This window comes from Nocardioides sp. GXQ0305 (assembly GCF_050880345.1).
GTDB lineage: Bacteria > Actinomycetota > Actinomycetes > Propionibacteriales > Nocardioidaceae > Nocardioides.
The window spans coordinates 656,044-669,920 of sequence record NZ_JBNYXG010000002.1 but is presented as its reverse complement, the minus strand read 5'-3'; the positions used below and the strand labels follow the sequence as shown (position 1 = coordinate 669,920).

Genomic DNA, 13,877 nt, shown 5'->3' with positions numbered 1-13,877 from the left:
GGTACCGGCCCCCGCCTGCGAGCCGTCACCGGGCGGCGAACACCTCGTCCAGCTCGGCGTCGTCGGGGCGATGCAGTACGACACCTGCCCTGGTCACCACGACGGGCAGGTCCTCCGGCCCCACTCCCGCCAGGTCGTGGAACGGGTGGCCGTCGTCATCGTTCTCGGGATCCATGACCACGCTGGTGAGCCGGTGGGCGTCGGCGTAGGACTGGAGTCGCCGGACCTCCGGCGAGGCGGCTCGACCGACGATGCGCATGTCAGCCGCCAGCTCGAATCGCATGGCGCGACGGGCGAGGAACGCCCGGACGACCAGGTCGCGCAGACCGCTGTCGAGGGAGAAGGCGGACTGCAGCTCGTCGAGCGTGAGCCGGAGGACCTCCCCGGCGCGAACCACCATCGCGGTCCGCACCACCTCCTGGTGATCGAAGAGGTCGAGCTCGCCCAGGAACCGCCGTGGGCCGTGCACCCGGAAGAGCGGCTCTGGCCTCCCGGGAAAGCGGCCGACCACCGCGACGGCTCCGGAGAGGACGACGTGGAAGTCGTAGTGCGCGTCTCCGGCCTGGTAGAGGGTGTCCCCGCGACCGACGCTCCGGCGCGTCCCGAACCGCCCCAGGAGCGTGAGCTGGTCGTCGTCCAGGCGCGGGTGGTCCCCACCGCGCGACGGTGTCTCCGGCTCCGACTCCGGGATGTCCGGCATGTCCGCCGCTGTGACCGCGGCCAGCTGGGGGACCGCCGCCCCCACCTCGTTCCCGTCGGACGTGAGGCTCACGAACGAGTCCGCGCCGGCGCTCGCCACGAGCGCCCGCGCCAGGGTGTCGGCATCGGTGGGGCCCCGGTGCCGACTCCCGTTGACGAAGAACGTCGGGGTCCCCGCGACCCCGCTTGCCTCGGCGGACTGCACGTCGTGCTCCACGTGGCGCCGGTAGCGACCCGACCCGAGATCCCTGGTGAAGCGTGAGACGTCCAGGCCCAGCGCGGCAGCATGGTCGAGGAGATCCGCGCCGGACAGCCGGTCCTGGGCGGCGAAGAGCCGATCGTGCATCTCCCAGAAGCGGCCCTGGGCACCGGCGGCCTCGGTCGCCTCGGCGGCGAGCTGGGCGTGCGGATGGAGGTCCACGAGGGGTGCGTGCCGGTAGACGTACCGGAGCTGGTCGCCGAAGCGTGCCCTCAGGTCCTCCACGGAGCCGGTCGCCCGCCCGCAGAACGGGCACTCGAAGTCGGCGTACTCCACCAGCGTCAGGGGCGCCTCCTGGGGCCCGCGCACATGGTCGCGCGAGGGGTCGACAGGAGGATCGAGCAGTGCCGGTCGGTCCGCCAGCGGGTGACGGCGAGCCGACCAGCGCAGGAACGCCGACCCGAGCCCCGCCGCGATCACCGATGCCGCCAGCACTCCGACACGTGCCTGGTCGGCCGACGCGGAGTCGTCGAAGGCGAGGTCGACGATGAAGAGCGAGATCGTGAAGCCGATGCCCGAGAGCAGCGCCCCGCCGGCGATGCCCGGGGCGGTGAGACCCGGTGCGAGGTTGCCCAGGTGGAGGCGGACGGCGATGCCGGCGCCCAACGAGATGCCGAGGAACTTGCCGAGCACCAGGCCGGCGATGACGCCGAGGGTGATGGAGGAGAACGCGGCGGCACGCAACGTGTCGGACGTCAGCTCCACGCCGGCGTTGGCGAGGGCGAACAAGGGCACGAACACCGCTGTGGTCCAGGGTTCCCACTGGCGTCGCTGGCGCTCCCCGGGCGGCACCGACCGTTGGAGGGCCAGCTGCGCGGTGTGCGCGAACTCCGGGTTGGGGGACTGCAGGTAGGCCCGGGTACGCCGGGCAGCGTCGTCGACCTCGTCGCGACGCGCCTCGTAGGCCGGCGTGACGAGTGCGATGGCCACGCCCAAAAGGGTCGGGTGCACCCCCGACTCGTACAGGGCCACCCAGGCCACGACGGCGAGCACCAGGTAGGCCGGGCCGCGCCACACCCGGAGCCACCGGAGGCTGACCATCAGCAGCACGACGAGAACGGCGATGGTCAGGGGAACGAGGGCCAGGTCCTCGGTGTAGAAGAGCGCGATGACGGTGAGCGCACCGACGTCGTCGGCAATGGCGAGGGCCAGAAGGAACACACGCAGCGGAGGAGGACACGCTGCGCCGAGCAGCGCCAGGACACCGATGAGGAACGCCGTGTCCGTCGAGATGACGACCCCCCACGCGGCTGCGCTCTCCTCCCCGAGGTTGAAGAGCACATAGACGAGGGCAGGCACGACGAGTCCGGCCAGGGCCGCGATCGAGGGGATCGCCATCCGTCTCCGGTCTGCGAGCTCTCCGAGCACCAGCTCTCGCTTGACCTCCAGCCCGATGACGAAGAAGAAGAAGGCCATCAGGCCGTCGTTGACCCAGTGCTGCAGGTCGAGCGCGAGCTCCGCCCCGGCGACGCGGAAGGCCATCTCCGTGTGCCAGAACTGCTCGTAGGTCTCCTTGAACGGCGAGTTCGCCCAGAGCAGCGCGAGAATCGTCGCGGCCAGCAAGAGGATCGCGCCGCCCGCGTCCGTGCGCAGGCGCTGTCCCAGCGGCGCCACCCGTGAGAGGAGCCCGGGAACGCCTGAGGTGGACTGACTCTGGTCCGCGCTCATCGGTCGGCGCCACGCCTGCACGGGGCGCTGAGGTCGTCGTCCGCGACGTCGTCTCGGGCGGCGTCGGCTCCGAGGTGCCGAAGCGGACGTGCCCGTTCAGGGGATGGCCTGAGGACCCGTGGCGTGACCTCGGAGCGCTGCGGGCGCTCGACGACGAGGCGACCGGTGCCGCCGGTGCCTCCGAGGACGGGGACGGTGCCAACAGGGTGGGTCATGGGTGGTGTCTCCGAGGGTGAGGGTAGCGATGTCAGGCGGTCGCTATCAGGAGACGGCGGACGGCAAGACGCCCCGGCCCACGAGGCCGGCCGGACGGACCCGGAGCCAGCCCCTCGAGGAGGGCGCGGGTCCCGCGACGGTCGGTAGGCCCTGTGGGACTCGAACCCACAACCAACGGATTAAAAGTCCGGAGCTCTGCCAATTGAGCTAAGGGCCCGGGAGGTCAGGACTCTAGTCGGGGCTCGGGAGCGGGGGACCTGGGCGGTGTCGCCACGGTCTCCGGGGGCGGGCCGGGCTCCAGGAAGACGAAGCGCCGGAACACCCAGAACCGGGCGGCGGTCCCGAGCCCGAGGCCGATGACGTTGGCCGAGAGGTTGTCGGTGAGCGGGTCGGACCGGCCGAGGACGTAACGGCTGAAGGCGAGGCAGACGACGGGGATCGCCATGGTCAGGGCGCCGAGGACGAAGAACCGCACCAGGCTCTGGACCGTCTCCTCCACCCGCCGGTCGCTGAAGGCCCACAGCCGCATGCCGGCGTACGCGATCAGACCGGCGACAACGTTGGCGAGCACGAACGCGGTGATCGGCCAGTGTGCCAGCGGCGCCCAGCCGACCAGCGTCCCGTGGGCGAGCGCGTTGAACCCGAGGACGGAGACGACCGTGGCCACCCCACCCACCGTGAGGAAGCGGAGGAGCTCGCCCAGCACGACCCGGGCGCGGTGGTGGCTAGCCGGAGGCATCCGCCGCCCGTCGGCGCGAACGGCGCAACGGGCCGACGAGCGCGTAGAAGCCGGCGCCGAGCGTGCCGAGGAGCGCGAAGTGCGCGCCGAGGGACTGGACGGCCACCAGTGAGGCGACGGTGCCGTGGGTGGCCAGCACCCAGCGGCGCACCTGGCTGCTCGCGGCCTGTCCCGTGCAGCACCAGGCAGCGAAGTGCTCGCAGTTGTTGCGGACCAGGTGGTAGCCGGACGTGCCCAGCCGCGACTCGGCGTTGCCGACGGCCTCCTCGGCGCCGAGCCGCTGGTCGTAGGTGCGGACCCGCACCTGCGAGCCGACGGCGAACTCCTCGACGGGGGTCCGGGCGACGTGCCGGACGGTGCCCCGCGCGCCGACGTAGTGGATGACGGTGCCGTCACCGCAGTCGATGCCGTGGTGGCTGTACCGGCGTCCGCGGCGGACGTAGACGTGGTCCCCACGCGCCATACCGGCCCCGCCCCCTCTCGTGCGTCGTCCCAGCGTACGACGAGCGCGCAATCGAGGGACCGCCGGACAGCACGTGGCTGGCGGGACCGCCCGTGCACACACCGATCCCCCGCCGCGCGGGACTGGGGGGTGGGTGCGCGGCGGGGGATCGGCGAGATCGTGCGGGGCTCAGGCGCCTCCCTTCGAGACAGGCGCAGGGCGCCTTCCTCAGGCGCCTCCGCCGGCGGTCATGATGTTCTGCGAGATCTGGTTGAGCTGGGTGCGGAGCTCCTCCAGCTCGGTCTTGGCCTTGTCGAGCGCGGCCCGGGTCTCCGGCCACGTCGCACCGCGGAACTTCTCGGCCAGCGGCCCGTCCCACACGTTGGGGTCCGAGAGCGTCTTGCCCTGGGAGTCGAGCTGGCTGATCTGGTCGGTGAAGCCGCCGTTGATGATCGCCTGCATCTGGGTGATCGCGGTCTTGGCCTGCTCGGTCGAAAGAACTCGAGACATCTGTGTTTCCCCACTCTCGGGCCGGACCTGCTGGTCGGCCTCGTCGCTGTTCCCGGACAAACGCGAGGAATCCCCCCGAGCCACGCCGACCTGGTCAGCGGAGCAGGACAACCCCCGTCGTCGCCGCCATGCTTCCACAGGAGATCCACGTGCGGGTAACAACTGGCCAAATCGGACTGGACCGGAACGCGGTGGACGCCTCCGGACGCGGCACCGCCCGGCCCCGAGGGAGGGTGGGCCGGGCGGTGCGGGAGGGGACGGGTCAGTACGTCGACACGTCCAGCAGCGGTTCCCGGGTGGTGTCCGGGTCGTCGGCGTCGTTCCAGTCGGCCGAGCCCGCGGCCTGCAGGGCGTCCTGCACCTGGGCCGGCGTGGCACCGGGGTGCGTCGCGAGGTAGAGCGCCGCGCCGCCGGCCACGTGCGGTGCCGCCATCGACGTCCCGGACAGCGTGGCGTAGCCACCCCGCATCGAGGTGCTGTCGATGCAGACACCCGGCGCGATGACGTCGACGTCCGCGCCGTAGTTCGAGAAGTCCGCGAAGCTGTCGTCCTGGTCGCTGCGGCAGGTCGACGCGGCGCCGCCGCCCGGCCGGCCGTCGAAGTCGGCGAGCGCGCTGACGGTGATCACCTCGTCGTACGCCGCAGGAGTCGACTCGGCCGCGTCGGCGGAGTCGTTGCCCGCGGCGACCACGAAGGTCACTCCGGCGTCGACGGCCGCACAGATGGCGGCGTGCTGGGCGTCGTCGTTGGTGGCGCCGCAGTTGCCGTCGTCCTCGCCGCCGCCGCCGAGGCTCATGTTGGCGACCTCGATCTCGTCGGCGTGCGCGGTGACGTAGTCGATGCCGCAGATCACGTCGGCCGTGGTGCCGCTGCCGGCCGCGTTGAGGACCTTGACCGGCCAGATCCGGGCACCCGGCGCCATGCCCACCACGCCGGTGGTGTCGTCGAGCGCACCGATGGTGCCGGCGACGTGGGACCCGTGGCCGTGGTCGTCGTCGGCGCTGCCGATCCCGAACAGGGTGCAGTTCTTGGCGCCCGAGGTGTTGACGTTCAGGTCGGGGTGGTCGAGGTCGACGCCGGTGTCGATCACCGCCACGTCGACGTCCACGCGCTGGTCCGCGCCGTCGATCGCGGCGGTCGGGCTCGCGTCGGCCTCCGCCCGGTCGATGCCGGTGGGCGTCGACTGGGCCGTCGCGGCGACCGGGGTGTCGCGCTGCACCGAGTCGACGCCGGGCAGCTCCTCGACGAGCGCCGCGGTCGCCGGCGTCATGGTGGCCGAGTAGCCCTGGAGGGCCTCCGAGTAGACGTGGTCGACGTCGAGGCCGAACCGGTCGGTGTGCACCTGGGCGACGCTCCGGGCGGCGGCGGAGTCGTCGAGCACGACGATGTAGCCCGCGGGCGCGGGGCTCTCCGGAGCGGCGCTGGCGCCGGTCGGGAGAACGGTCGCGCCGAGCGCGAGCACGGAGGCGGCGGCGGCTGCCGCGGCGATGAGGGTTCTGCGCATGAGGATCCTCGCTGTCCGGATCGCCGCCCGGTGAGCGGCCTGACCACCGACCAACGAGGGACGGCGTACGCCGTCACGCACGGGGGTGGCGCAGGTCCGTGCAACGCAGGTTTCTGCACCCCGCCGGGACGTCGCGTCTCGGCGTGGTGGCGTGACTTCTCGGGATCGGCCTCGTGGTTGGTAGGGTCGACCACGCAGAGGGTGCAAGGTTCGCGCAGGTCTGACGCCGGCGGAGTTTGTGATCCAACGGCGTTTCTTCGGGTGTGTCTGCCAGTCACGCAAGTCGGAGCGACGTGTCACCGCATCTGATGTGGGTCGCCGAAGTGGCGACTCTCGCCCCGATGAAGGAGTAACGAGCACAATGGCTCAGGGCACCGTGAAGTGGTTCAACGCCGAGAAGGGCTTCGGCTTCATTGCGCAGGAGGACGGCGGCGACGACGTCTTCGTGCACTACTCGGCGATCCAGACCCAGGGCTACAAGTCCCTGGACGAGAACCAGAAGGTGGAGTTCGACGTCACCCAGGGCCCCAAGGGTCCCCAGGCCGAGAACGTCCGCCCCCTCTGATCGCACCCCGATCAGGCTTCGACGAGGCCCCGTCCCGACCGGGACGGGGCCTCGTCCTTTGGGTCCGGGTCCCCTCGACGCCACGGCGTGGCGTCGGCCGGGCTCGGAGATTTCACCTCAACTCGCCCCCGTGGGCATGGCGGAGCAGGCACAATGGGAGGTCGGGGGCAACACATCATCGAGGGGTGGGGACTGTGCACGACCAGTTCGACGTGTCGCTGGAGGACGGTGACCTGCTGGGCGAGGTGGAGCTGACCACCAACCTGATCATCGCCGCCAGCGAGTCCGACGTGCACCTGAGCCCCGACGAGATCGACCGGATCCTCGGCGTCGCCGAGGACGGCTGACGCCCCCTCAGCAGGTGGCGAACAGGACCGGACCGCTGCTCAGGTCCGAGAGCACGTAGCTCCCCTCCACCGGGTCGAGCTCCATCGTCACCACCGATCCCTCGGCGGTGACCTCGCCCAGCCGGAACCGGTCCGCGAAGTCGCCGCCCTGCCCCGGCGCGGGACCGGACGCCAGGCGCGCGCGGGTGTCCGCGTTGGTCCGCGCCTGGTCGTCCTCCTCGAACGACATCGCCACCCGCACCAGGCCGTCGCGACCGCGCGCCATCGCGAACCCGGTCAGCGGGTCGACCTCTCCGGCCGCGGCGAGCAGCTCGCGCGCCTGGTCCTGGTCGGCGGGGGCGGCGTGGCCCATCGCGAGGGAACCGCACACGACGTCCCCGCTGTAGACCGCGGCGGCGAGTGGCTCGCCCACCGCGTCCACCACCTCGTCCAGCCCGTCGAATCGGTCCCCCTCGCCGGTCACGGCGTCGATGGTCACCTCGGCGTACGCCTCGGTGTCGGAGGCCACCACCAGCTGACGGTCGGGGTCGAGCGCCAGGTACTGCAGCTCCGGGGTGAGGGTGCCGATGGTCGGCAGCAGGTTGCGGCCGCCCTGCCACACGCCGGTGTCCTCGTCGGGACGCCGGTAACCCAAGCCCTCGAGCCGGTCGGACAGCGCGTCCAGGTCGGTGTCCTCGGGGAGCTGCATCAACACGGCGGCTCCCTCCCCGGACTGGGTGAGCAGCTCCCACTCCAGCGACGCGGGGGAGAAGCCGTAGGACTCCTGCATCGCCTCGGTCGACGCCAGCAGCGACGACATCGGTGACAGGTCGGCCTCGTAGGCCTCGTCGAGGAATGCGGCGACCGCGTCCCGGTCGGAGGACGGACCCACATCGGAGCCGAGCCGGTCGCGGATCCCGGCCCAGTCGGTCCAGGTCATCCGCTCGGACGCCGCCGGAGCCAGGTCGACGGCCCGCCGAAGGTCGGGGGTCTGGGCCGCACGCCACCAGACCACCGTGGCCGCTGCGACGGCGACCACGAGCACGACCGCGCCCACGACCACCCACCGGTTCCGCACACTCACTCCTCGGTCGGGGGACTGCCCTTCGGGCCACAGGTGGTGTGACACTAGTCGGCATGGCCGAGCCCCCGGACGTCGTGGCCGCCGGTGTGGTCGTGTGGCGGCCGAAGCGGGAGGTGCTCCTGGTCCACCGTCCGCGCTACGACGACTGGTCCTTCCCCAAGGGCAAGCTGGACGCCGGTGAGTCCGCACCCGCGGCCGCGGTCCGCGAGGTGTGGGAGGAGACCGGGGTCCGGGTCCGGCTCGGGCCACCGCTGCCGGACCAGACCTACCAGGTGGGTGCGGGCCGCAAGGTCGTCCACTACTGGGTGGGCTGGGCGGTCGACGACGACGACGTGTCCGACTACCGGCCCAACGCCGAGATCGACGCCGTCGAGTGGGTCCCGCACGACGAGGCCCTCGCGCGGCTCACCTACCGCCGCGACCGGGAGACCCTGGCCACGGCGGTGCCGCTGCGCAAGCGGGGGACCCGCGCCCTGGTGGTGCTGCGTCACGCCAAGGCGCTGGGGCGCAAGTCGTGGGAGGGCGACGACCGGGAGCGGCCTCTCGACGAGCGCGGCCACGAGCAGGCGCAGCGGCTGGTGCCGCTGCTCGGGACCTGGGACGTGACGCGGGTCGTCACGTCGTCCAGCGCGCGCTGCGCGCAGACCGTGGCGCCGTACGCCGATGCGGCCGGGCGCAAGGTCCGGGCGACCGACGCGCTCTCCGAGGAGGACGCCACCGACGCCTCCGTGGCCGAGGTGGTCGCCGACCTGCTCGAGCGGCGCGAGGGGGCGGTGCTGTGCACCCACCGCCCGGTGCTGCCGACGGTGTTCGGGGCCGCCGGCGTCCAGCCTGCCCAGCTCGAGCCCGGCGGTTTCGTGGTGGTCCACCACCGCAGGGGCGAGGCGTCGGTCGCGGAGCTCTGGCCGGCCCCCTGAGCGGCCGGTTCATGTGACGGTCGTCTCACGCTCGGCAGGGCGTGGCGCAGTCGCCTCACCCCGTTCACCGCCCGTTCACCGACGCCGATCCGTCCGGACACCTGCGCTCCTTAGGTTCCCGAATGTCACAACCGACAAGACTGACTTCAGGAGAACGAAGTGATGATCACTTCCATGCGTCGGGCGCTGGTGCCCGGTGTCGCTGGTCTGGCCCTGGTTCTCTCGGCGTGTGGTGGCGGTCAGACCGCCAGCGGCGGCGAGGGCGACGGTGGCGGGGCCTCGGGTTCGGTGGCCGTTGACGGTTCTTCCACCGTCTTCCCCATGAGCAACGCTGCCGCCGAGCTGTTGAGCGAGGAAAACCCGAACGTCCAGGTCAGCGTGGGCGAATCCGGCACCGGCGGCGGGTTCGAGAAGTTCTGCGCCGGTGAGACCGACATCTCCGACGCCTCGCGCCCGATCGAGGACGACGAGGCCAAGATCTGCGAGGACGAGGGGATCGAGTACACCGAGCTCCAGGTCGCGACCGACGCGCTGACCGTCGTCGTCCACCCGGACCTGGCGGTCGACTGCCTCACGACCGACCAGCTGATCAAGCTGTGGGAGCCCGGCTCCAAGGTCTCCAACTGGAAGGACCTCGACCCGAGCTTCCCCGACCAGGAGATCTCGCTGTTCGGTCCGGGCACCGACTCCGGCACCTACGACTACATGGCCGCCGACGTCATCGGTGAGGAGTCGGAGACCACCCGCGACGACTACGAGGCGTCCGAGAACGACAACGTGCTCGTCCAGGGCGTCGCCGGCACCGAGGGCGCCACCGGGTACTTCGGCTACTCCTACTACGAGGAGAACGCGGACACGCTCAAGGCCCTGTCCATCGACGACGGCAACGGCTGCGTCGAGCCCTCGGCCGAGACTGCGCGCGCTGGCGAGTACACCCCGCTCTCACGACCGCTGTTTATCTACGTGAAGAACTCGGCGTATGCCGACAACGCAGCGGTGGCGGAGTACGTCGACTTCTACATCGAGAACCTGCCCCAGATCGCTGAGGCCGCCCAGTTCATCCCGCTCGACGACGCGACGTACGAGGAGACGCAGTCCGCCGTCGAGGGTCTCGGCTGACCAGACTGCGTCGCATGTCCGACACGACCACCACCGGTGCAGGCTCGCCCTCAGGGGCGGGCCTGCCCAGTGTCGTCAATCTCCGGCGAAAGTCCCGGCCGGGCGAGCGGGCCATTGTCCTCTCCCTGGTGGGCTGCGCGTTGCTGTCGGTGCTGATCACGGTCGGCATCCTGGTGGCCCTGATCGAGCCCGTGCTTCACTTCTTCGGGCAGGTTCCACTGGGCGAGTTCTTCGCCACAGAGGGTCGCTATGCGGTCGTTCCGCTGATCACCGCCACGCTCACCGTCACCGCGATCGCACTCCTGGTCGCGGTTCCGATCGGCCTGGGCGCCGCCATGTACCTCTCGGAGTACGCCTCGCGGCGTGCGCGCAAGATCCTCAAGCCGACGGTGGAGCTTCTCGCCGGCGTTCCGTCGGTGGTCTACGGGTTCTTCGCCCTGTTCTTCGTGACCCCGACCCTGCTCCAGGACCTGCTCGGGCTGCAGGTGAACTTCACCAACCTGCTCGCCGCCGGACTCATCCTCGGGGTGATGGTGGTGCCGACGGTGGCCTCCCTCGCCGAGGACTCGCTGTCCGCGGTTCCACGGTCACTGAGGGAGGGATCCCTCGCCATGGGGGCCAACCGGATGCAGACGACGCTCCGGGTCGTGCTGCCAGCCGCCCTGTCCGGCGTCATGGCCGCAGTGGTGCTCGGCATGTCCCGAGCCATCGGCGAGACGATGATCGTGGCCTTGGCCGCCGGCGCGCAGAAGAACCTCACGCTCGACGTGCGTGAGGGAGCCCAGACCATGACCGGCTTCATCGCTCAGACCGCCGGTGGCGAGAACCCGGTCGGCTCGGTCGACTACAACATGCTGTTCGCGGTGGGGCTCGTCCTGTTCCTGATCACGCTGGTGATCAACCTGATCAGCATCTCCATCGTCCGCCGCTACAGGCAGGTGTACTGATGAGCACCATCACGGCCACGGCTGCCGAGACCGTCCGCATCACCACCGGCCGCAGCAGGGAGCGCAGCACGGCCTCCCTGATCTTCGTGGGGCTGCTGTGGTTCTCCTTGTTCTTCGGCGTCGTCGTCCTCGTCGTGCTGATCGCGGACACCGCGGTCAAGGGCTCCCCGCGCTTCGACTCTGATCTCTTGCTGGGCTACGAGTCCACGATCACGCCCGAGACGACGGGATTCCGCGCCGGTATCATCGGCACGGCCTGGTTGATGCTCGGCACTGCGCTCTTCGCCGTTCCCCTCGGGGTCGGTGCGGGCGTGTATCTGGAGGAGTTCTCCGACAGCAAGAAGTGGTACAACCGCCTGATCGAGGTCAACCTCCAGAACCTCGCGGCGGTGCCGTCGGTGATCTACGGTCTCCTGGCCGTGGCCGTGATGGCCCTGATCGGGTTCCAGCTGAAGAACATCGTCCTCGGCGGAGCGATCGCGCTGGCGCTGCTGATCCTGCCGGTGGTGATCATCACGACGCGTGAAGCAGTGCGAGCGGTGCCGGTGGACATCCGGCACGCCTCTCTGGCCCTCGGGGCGACTCCGTGGCAGACCACGTGGCGCCAGACGCTCCCCTCGGCCGTACCGGGGATCGCCACGGGAACCATTCTGGGCCTCTCCCGGGCGATCGGGGAGGCCGCACCGCTGCTGCTGCTGGGCATCGGGGCCATCCGCTTCGACCCCAACGGCTTCCTGAGCCAGGTCACGGCCCTGCCCATCCAGATCTACCGCATGAGCTCGCAGTCGCAGGAGGAGTTCCAGCGGGCCGCTTCTGCTGGGATCATCGTGCTGCTGATCATGATCCTGGGGCTCAACGGGCTCGCCATCTACATCCGCAACAAGTTCCAGAGGAGCTGGTGACATTGACCACGCGCCCCGCCACCTTCTCGACCCGCGAAGGGACCCACGTGCGCACACAGGACGAGTCGACCGAGGCGAGCATCACGAGCCTCGCGGAAGCCCACGAGCACGAGGAGCGCGAGCTCCCGGACTCGCCTCCGGACCCGGTGATGGAGGCTCTGGGCCTCAACGTCTACTACGGGGACTTCCACGCCGTGCACGACGTGAACCTCTCGTTCGGGACGAACGAGATCACGGCTCTGATCGGCCCCTCCGGCTGCGGCAAGTCCACGGTGCTGCGCTGCCTGAACCGGATGAACGACTTGGTGCCGACCGCACGTGTCGAGGGCAAGGTCACCTACCACGGCCAGGACATCTACATGCGGAACGTCGACCCCATCGCGGTCCGTACGCACATCGGCATGGTCTTCCAGAAGCCGAACCCGTTCCCCAAGTCGATCTACGACAACATCGCCTACGGCCCGCGGGTCATCGGCATGAAGGTCGGCAACATGGACGACACGGTCGAGGAGGCGCTCCGCGGTGCCGCACTCTGGGACGAGGTCAAGGACAAGCTCAAGCAGTCGGCGTACGGGCTCTCCGGTGGTCAGCAGCAGCGGCTCTGCATCGCGCGCACCATCGCCACCCGCCCTGACGTGATCCTGATGGACGAACCGTGCTCGGCTCTGGACCCGATCGCCACGTCGCGGATCGAGGACCTGATGGTCGAGCTGCGGCAGAACTTCACGATCATCATCGTCACGCACAACATGCAGCAGGCCGCTCGGGTCTCCGACCGGACCGCCTTCTTCACCGCCAAGCCCGACGAGGTCACCGGAAACCGCACCGGGCTCCTGGTGGAGTTCGACCAGACCCGGAACATCTTCAGCAACCCGCACGACAAGCGCACCGAGGACTACATCTCCGGCCGCTTCGGCTGACGTCATACGTCGTGGTCGTCTGGGCGACCAGCTCGTATGACGTCCCGGCCGCGCCGTCCACAGGCCACGGGTGAGGCGGTGGCGACCCACTCCGTGGGTCGGCATCCTGCGTGGCGTGCCGGACCGACGTCACCTCGCGCTCGAGGCGCTCGCACGGCAGCAGGCGGGCGTCGTGTCGCGCCTTCAGGCCTACGCCTGCGAAGTGACCCGGTCGGAGGTTCGTGCGCACGTACGGGCGCGTCGGTGGCAGCGGGTGGGCACCCAGTCGATCGCTCTCTTCACCGGAGCGCTGCCGCCGGCAGCCCGCGAGTGGTCCGCGGTGTTCGAGGCAGGCCCGCGGGCGTTCCTCGACGGAGCCTCGTCGCTGGTCGCGGGCGGGCTCAGGAAGTACGAGGTGGACGCGATCCGGGTGTCCGTGCCCCGTGGGGCACGGGTCCGGCGCGGTCGGGGGCTCGACATCCGGCAGACCCGCCGGTGGGCGCTCGACGACCTGGCGCCCGGCACCGGCGTTCCGCGAAGCCGCAATGAGGTGGCGGCGGTCCGGGGTGCCCTGTGGTCCCGGTCGGACCGGCAGGCGGCCCTGCTGGTCACGATGTCGGTCCAGCAGGGGTTGGTCACTGCCGACCGGCTCGCCACGGAGCTGCTGCGGATACGCCGGGACAAGCGCCGGGTGTTCCTCCAGGTGCTGGTCCTGGACCTGCTCGGCGGCGTGCGGTCCCTCGGAGAGCTCGACCTCGCCCGGGAGTGTCGGCGCCACGGACTCCCGGAGCCGTCCAGGCAGGTGGTGCGCCGTGGGCGGAACGGCACCTACTACCTCGACGTGGTCTGGGACGACTGGGGCGTCGTGGTCGAGGTCGACGGGATCCACCACGCCTGGGCACAGAACGTCGTCGGCGACGCACTGCGGCAGAACGACGTCGTGCTCCAGGGCGCGACCGTGCTGCGGCTGCCGCTCCTCGGCCTTCGAGTCGCGGCCGACGCCTTCTTCGACCAGGTCGAGCGGGCCCTCGCCGAGGCGGGCTGGTCCGGACGTCATACGGGTCGAGCGTCCTGACGACCA

General features: G+C 70.6%; 14 protein-coding genes and 1 tRNA gene. 8 read left to right on the top strand and 7 right to left on the bottom strand.

The window, feature by feature from the left end:
• Positions 1-25: 25 nt before the first annotated feature.
• The 6 genes from nhaA to ACQ1X7_RS08195 form a co-directional block, all read right to left on the bottom strand.
• Positions 26-2,626 (bottom strand): Na+/H+ antiporter NhaA, encoded by a 2,601-nt coding sequence (gene nhaA / locus ACQ1X7_RS08220; RefSeq protein ID WP_432477681.1) that lies wholly within the window; start codon positions 2,624-2,626, stop codon positions 26-28.
• 360 nt (positions 2,627-2,986) lie between these two features.
• Positions 2,987-3,059 (bottom strand) — tRNA-Lys (locus ACQ1X7_RS08215).
• A gap of 6 nt (positions 3,060-3,065) precedes the next feature.
• A complete protein-coding gene (locus ACQ1X7_RS08210; protein ID WP_432477680.1) occupies positions 3,066-3,581 on the bottom strand; it encodes a GtrA family protein in 516 nt (171 codons plus the stop codon).
• On the bottom strand, positions 3,568-4,044 hold the full coding sequence (locus ACQ1X7_RS08205) for a lecithin retinol acyltransferase family protein (protein WP_432477679.1): 477 nt from the start codon (positions 4,042-4,044) through the stop codon (positions 3,568-3,570). Before ACQ1X7_RS08205 ends, ACQ1X7_RS08210 begins: the two co-directional genes overlap by 14 nt.
• A gap of 207 nt (positions 4,045-4,251) precedes the next feature.
• Complete coding sequence (locus ACQ1X7_RS08200; RefSeq protein ID WP_432477678.1) at positions 4,252-4,533, bottom strand: pyrophosphorylase; 282 nt, start codon at positions 4,531-4,533, stop codon at positions 4,252-4,254.
• Positions 4,534-4,795: 262 nt separating this feature from the next.
• Positions 4,796-6,037, bottom strand: coding sequence for a S8 family peptidase (locus tag ACQ1X7_RS08195; RefSeq protein ID WP_432477677.1), 1,242 nt, complete (start codon positions 6,035-6,037; stop codon positions 4,796-4,798).
• Between the two features lie 361 nt (positions 6,038-6,398).
• Here ACQ1X7_RS08195 and ACQ1X7_RS08190 point away from each other — a divergent pair, with 361 nt between their 5' ends.
• Both ACQ1X7_RS08190 and ACQ1X7_RS08185 read left to right on the top strand, forming a co-directional pair.
• On the top strand, positions 6,399-6,602 hold the full coding sequence (locus tag ACQ1X7_RS08190; protein WP_134720686.1) for a cold-shock protein: 204 nt from the start codon (positions 6,399-6,401) through the stop codon (positions 6,600-6,602).
• Positions 6,603-6,787: 185 nt separating this feature from the next.
• Positions 6,788-6,949: a hypothetical protein gene (locus ACQ1X7_RS08185; protein ID WP_432477676.1), complete on the top strand. Its 162-nt coding sequence runs from the start codon at positions 6,788-6,790 to the stop codon at positions 6,947-6,949.
• A 7-nt stretch (positions 6,950-6,956) separates the two neighbouring features.
• Here ACQ1X7_RS08185 and ACQ1X7_RS08180 read toward each other — a convergent pair whose 3' ends face one another.
• Entirely contained in the window at positions 6,957-8,006 is a 1,050-nt protein-coding gene (locus ACQ1X7_RS08180) for a hypothetical protein (RefSeq protein WP_432477675.1), read from the bottom strand.
• Between the two features lie 59 nt (positions 8,007-8,065).
• On the opposite strand from ACQ1X7_RS08180, the gene ACQ1X7_RS08175 reads away from it, so the two are divergent.
• The 6 genes from ACQ1X7_RS08175 (at position 8,066) to ACQ1X7_RS08150 (ending at position 13,871) form a co-directional block, all read left to right on the top strand.
• The gene (locus ACQ1X7_RS08175) at positions 8,066-8,929 is read left to right on the top strand and encodes an NUDIX hydrolase (RefSeq protein ID WP_432477674.1); all 864 of its coding nucleotides are present in this window, start codon (positions 8,066-8,068) and stop codon (positions 8,927-8,929) included.
• A gap of 162 nt (positions 8,930-9,091) precedes the next feature.
• A complete protein-coding gene (locus ACQ1X7_RS08170; RefSeq protein WP_432477755.1) occupies positions 9,092-10,048 on the top strand; it encodes a PstS family phosphate ABC transporter substrate-binding protein in 957 nt (318 codons plus the stop codon).
• Between the two features lie 14 nt (positions 10,049-10,062).
• Entirely contained in the window at positions 10,063-10,995 is a 933-nt protein-coding gene (gene pstC / locus ACQ1X7_RS08165) for a phosphate ABC transporter permease subunit PstC (protein WP_432477673.1), read from the top strand.
• Positions 10,995-11,897, top strand: a complete 903-nt coding sequence (gene pstA, locus ACQ1X7_RS08160) for a phosphate ABC transporter permease PstA (RefSeq protein ID WP_432477672.1) — start codon at positions 10,995-10,997, stop codon at positions 11,895-11,897. Before pstC ends, pstA begins: the two co-directional genes overlap by 1 nt.
• Before the next feature lie 149 nt (positions 11,898-12,046).
• Positions 12,047-12,817, top strand: coding sequence for a phosphate ABC transporter ATP-binding protein PstB (gene pstB / locus ACQ1X7_RS08155; protein WP_432477754.1), 771 nt, complete (start codon positions 12,047-12,049; stop codon positions 12,815-12,817).
• A 115-nt stretch (positions 12,818-12,932) separates the two neighbouring features.
• A complete protein-coding gene (locus ACQ1X7_RS08150) occupies positions 12,933-13,871 on the top strand; it encodes a hypothetical protein (protein ID WP_432477671.1) in 939 nt (312 codons plus the stop codon).
• Positions 13,872-13,877: the final 6 nt, after the last annotated feature.

Excerpts from the sequence above, each read along its gene's own strand:
- ACQ1X7_RS08205 (WP_432477679.1), bottom strand. The coding sequence starts at position 4,044 with ATGGCGCGTGGGGACCACGTCTACGTCCGCCGCGGACGCCGGTACAGC.
- ACQ1X7_RS08170 (WP_432477755.1), top strand. The coding sequence starts at position 9,092 with ATGATCACTTCCATGCGTCGGGCGCTGGTGCCCGGTGTCGCTGGTCTG.
- pstC (WP_432477673.1), top strand. The coding sequence starts at position 10,063 with ATGTCCGACACGACCACCACCGGTGCAGGCTCGCCCTCAGGGGCGGGC.
- ACQ1X7_RS08190 (WP_134720686.1), top strand. The coding sequence starts at position 6,399 with ATGGCTCAGGGCACCGTGAAGTGGTTCAACGCCGAGAAGGGCTTCGGC.
- pstB (WP_432477754.1), top strand. The coding sequence starts at position 12,047 with ATGGAGGCTCTGGGCCTCAACGTCTACTACGGGGACTTCCACGCCGTG.
- nhaA (WP_432477681.1), bottom strand. The coding sequence starts at position 2,626 with ATGAGCGCGGACCAGAGTCAGTCCACCTCAGGCGTTCCCGGGCTCCTC.
- ACQ1X7_RS08175 (WP_432477674.1), top strand. The coding sequence starts at position 8,066 with ATGGCCGAGCCCCCGGACGTCGTGGCCGCCGGTGTGGTCGTGTGGCGG.
- ACQ1X7_RS08200 (WP_432477678.1), bottom strand. The coding sequence starts at position 4,533 with ATGTCTCGAGTTCTTTCGACCGAGCAGGCCAAGACCGCGATCACCCAG.
- ACQ1X7_RS08195 (WP_432477677.1), bottom strand. The coding sequence starts at position 6,037 with ATGCGCAGAACCCTCATCGCCGCGGCAGCCGCCGCCGCCTCCGTGCTC.
- ACQ1X7_RS08210 (WP_432477680.1), bottom strand. The coding sequence starts at position 3,581 with ATGCCTCCGGCTAGCCACCACCGCGCCCGGGTCGTGCTGGGCGAGCTC.
- pstA (WP_432477672.1), top strand. The coding sequence starts at position 10,995 with ATGAGCACCATCACGGCCACGGCTGCCGAGACCGTCCGCATCACCACC.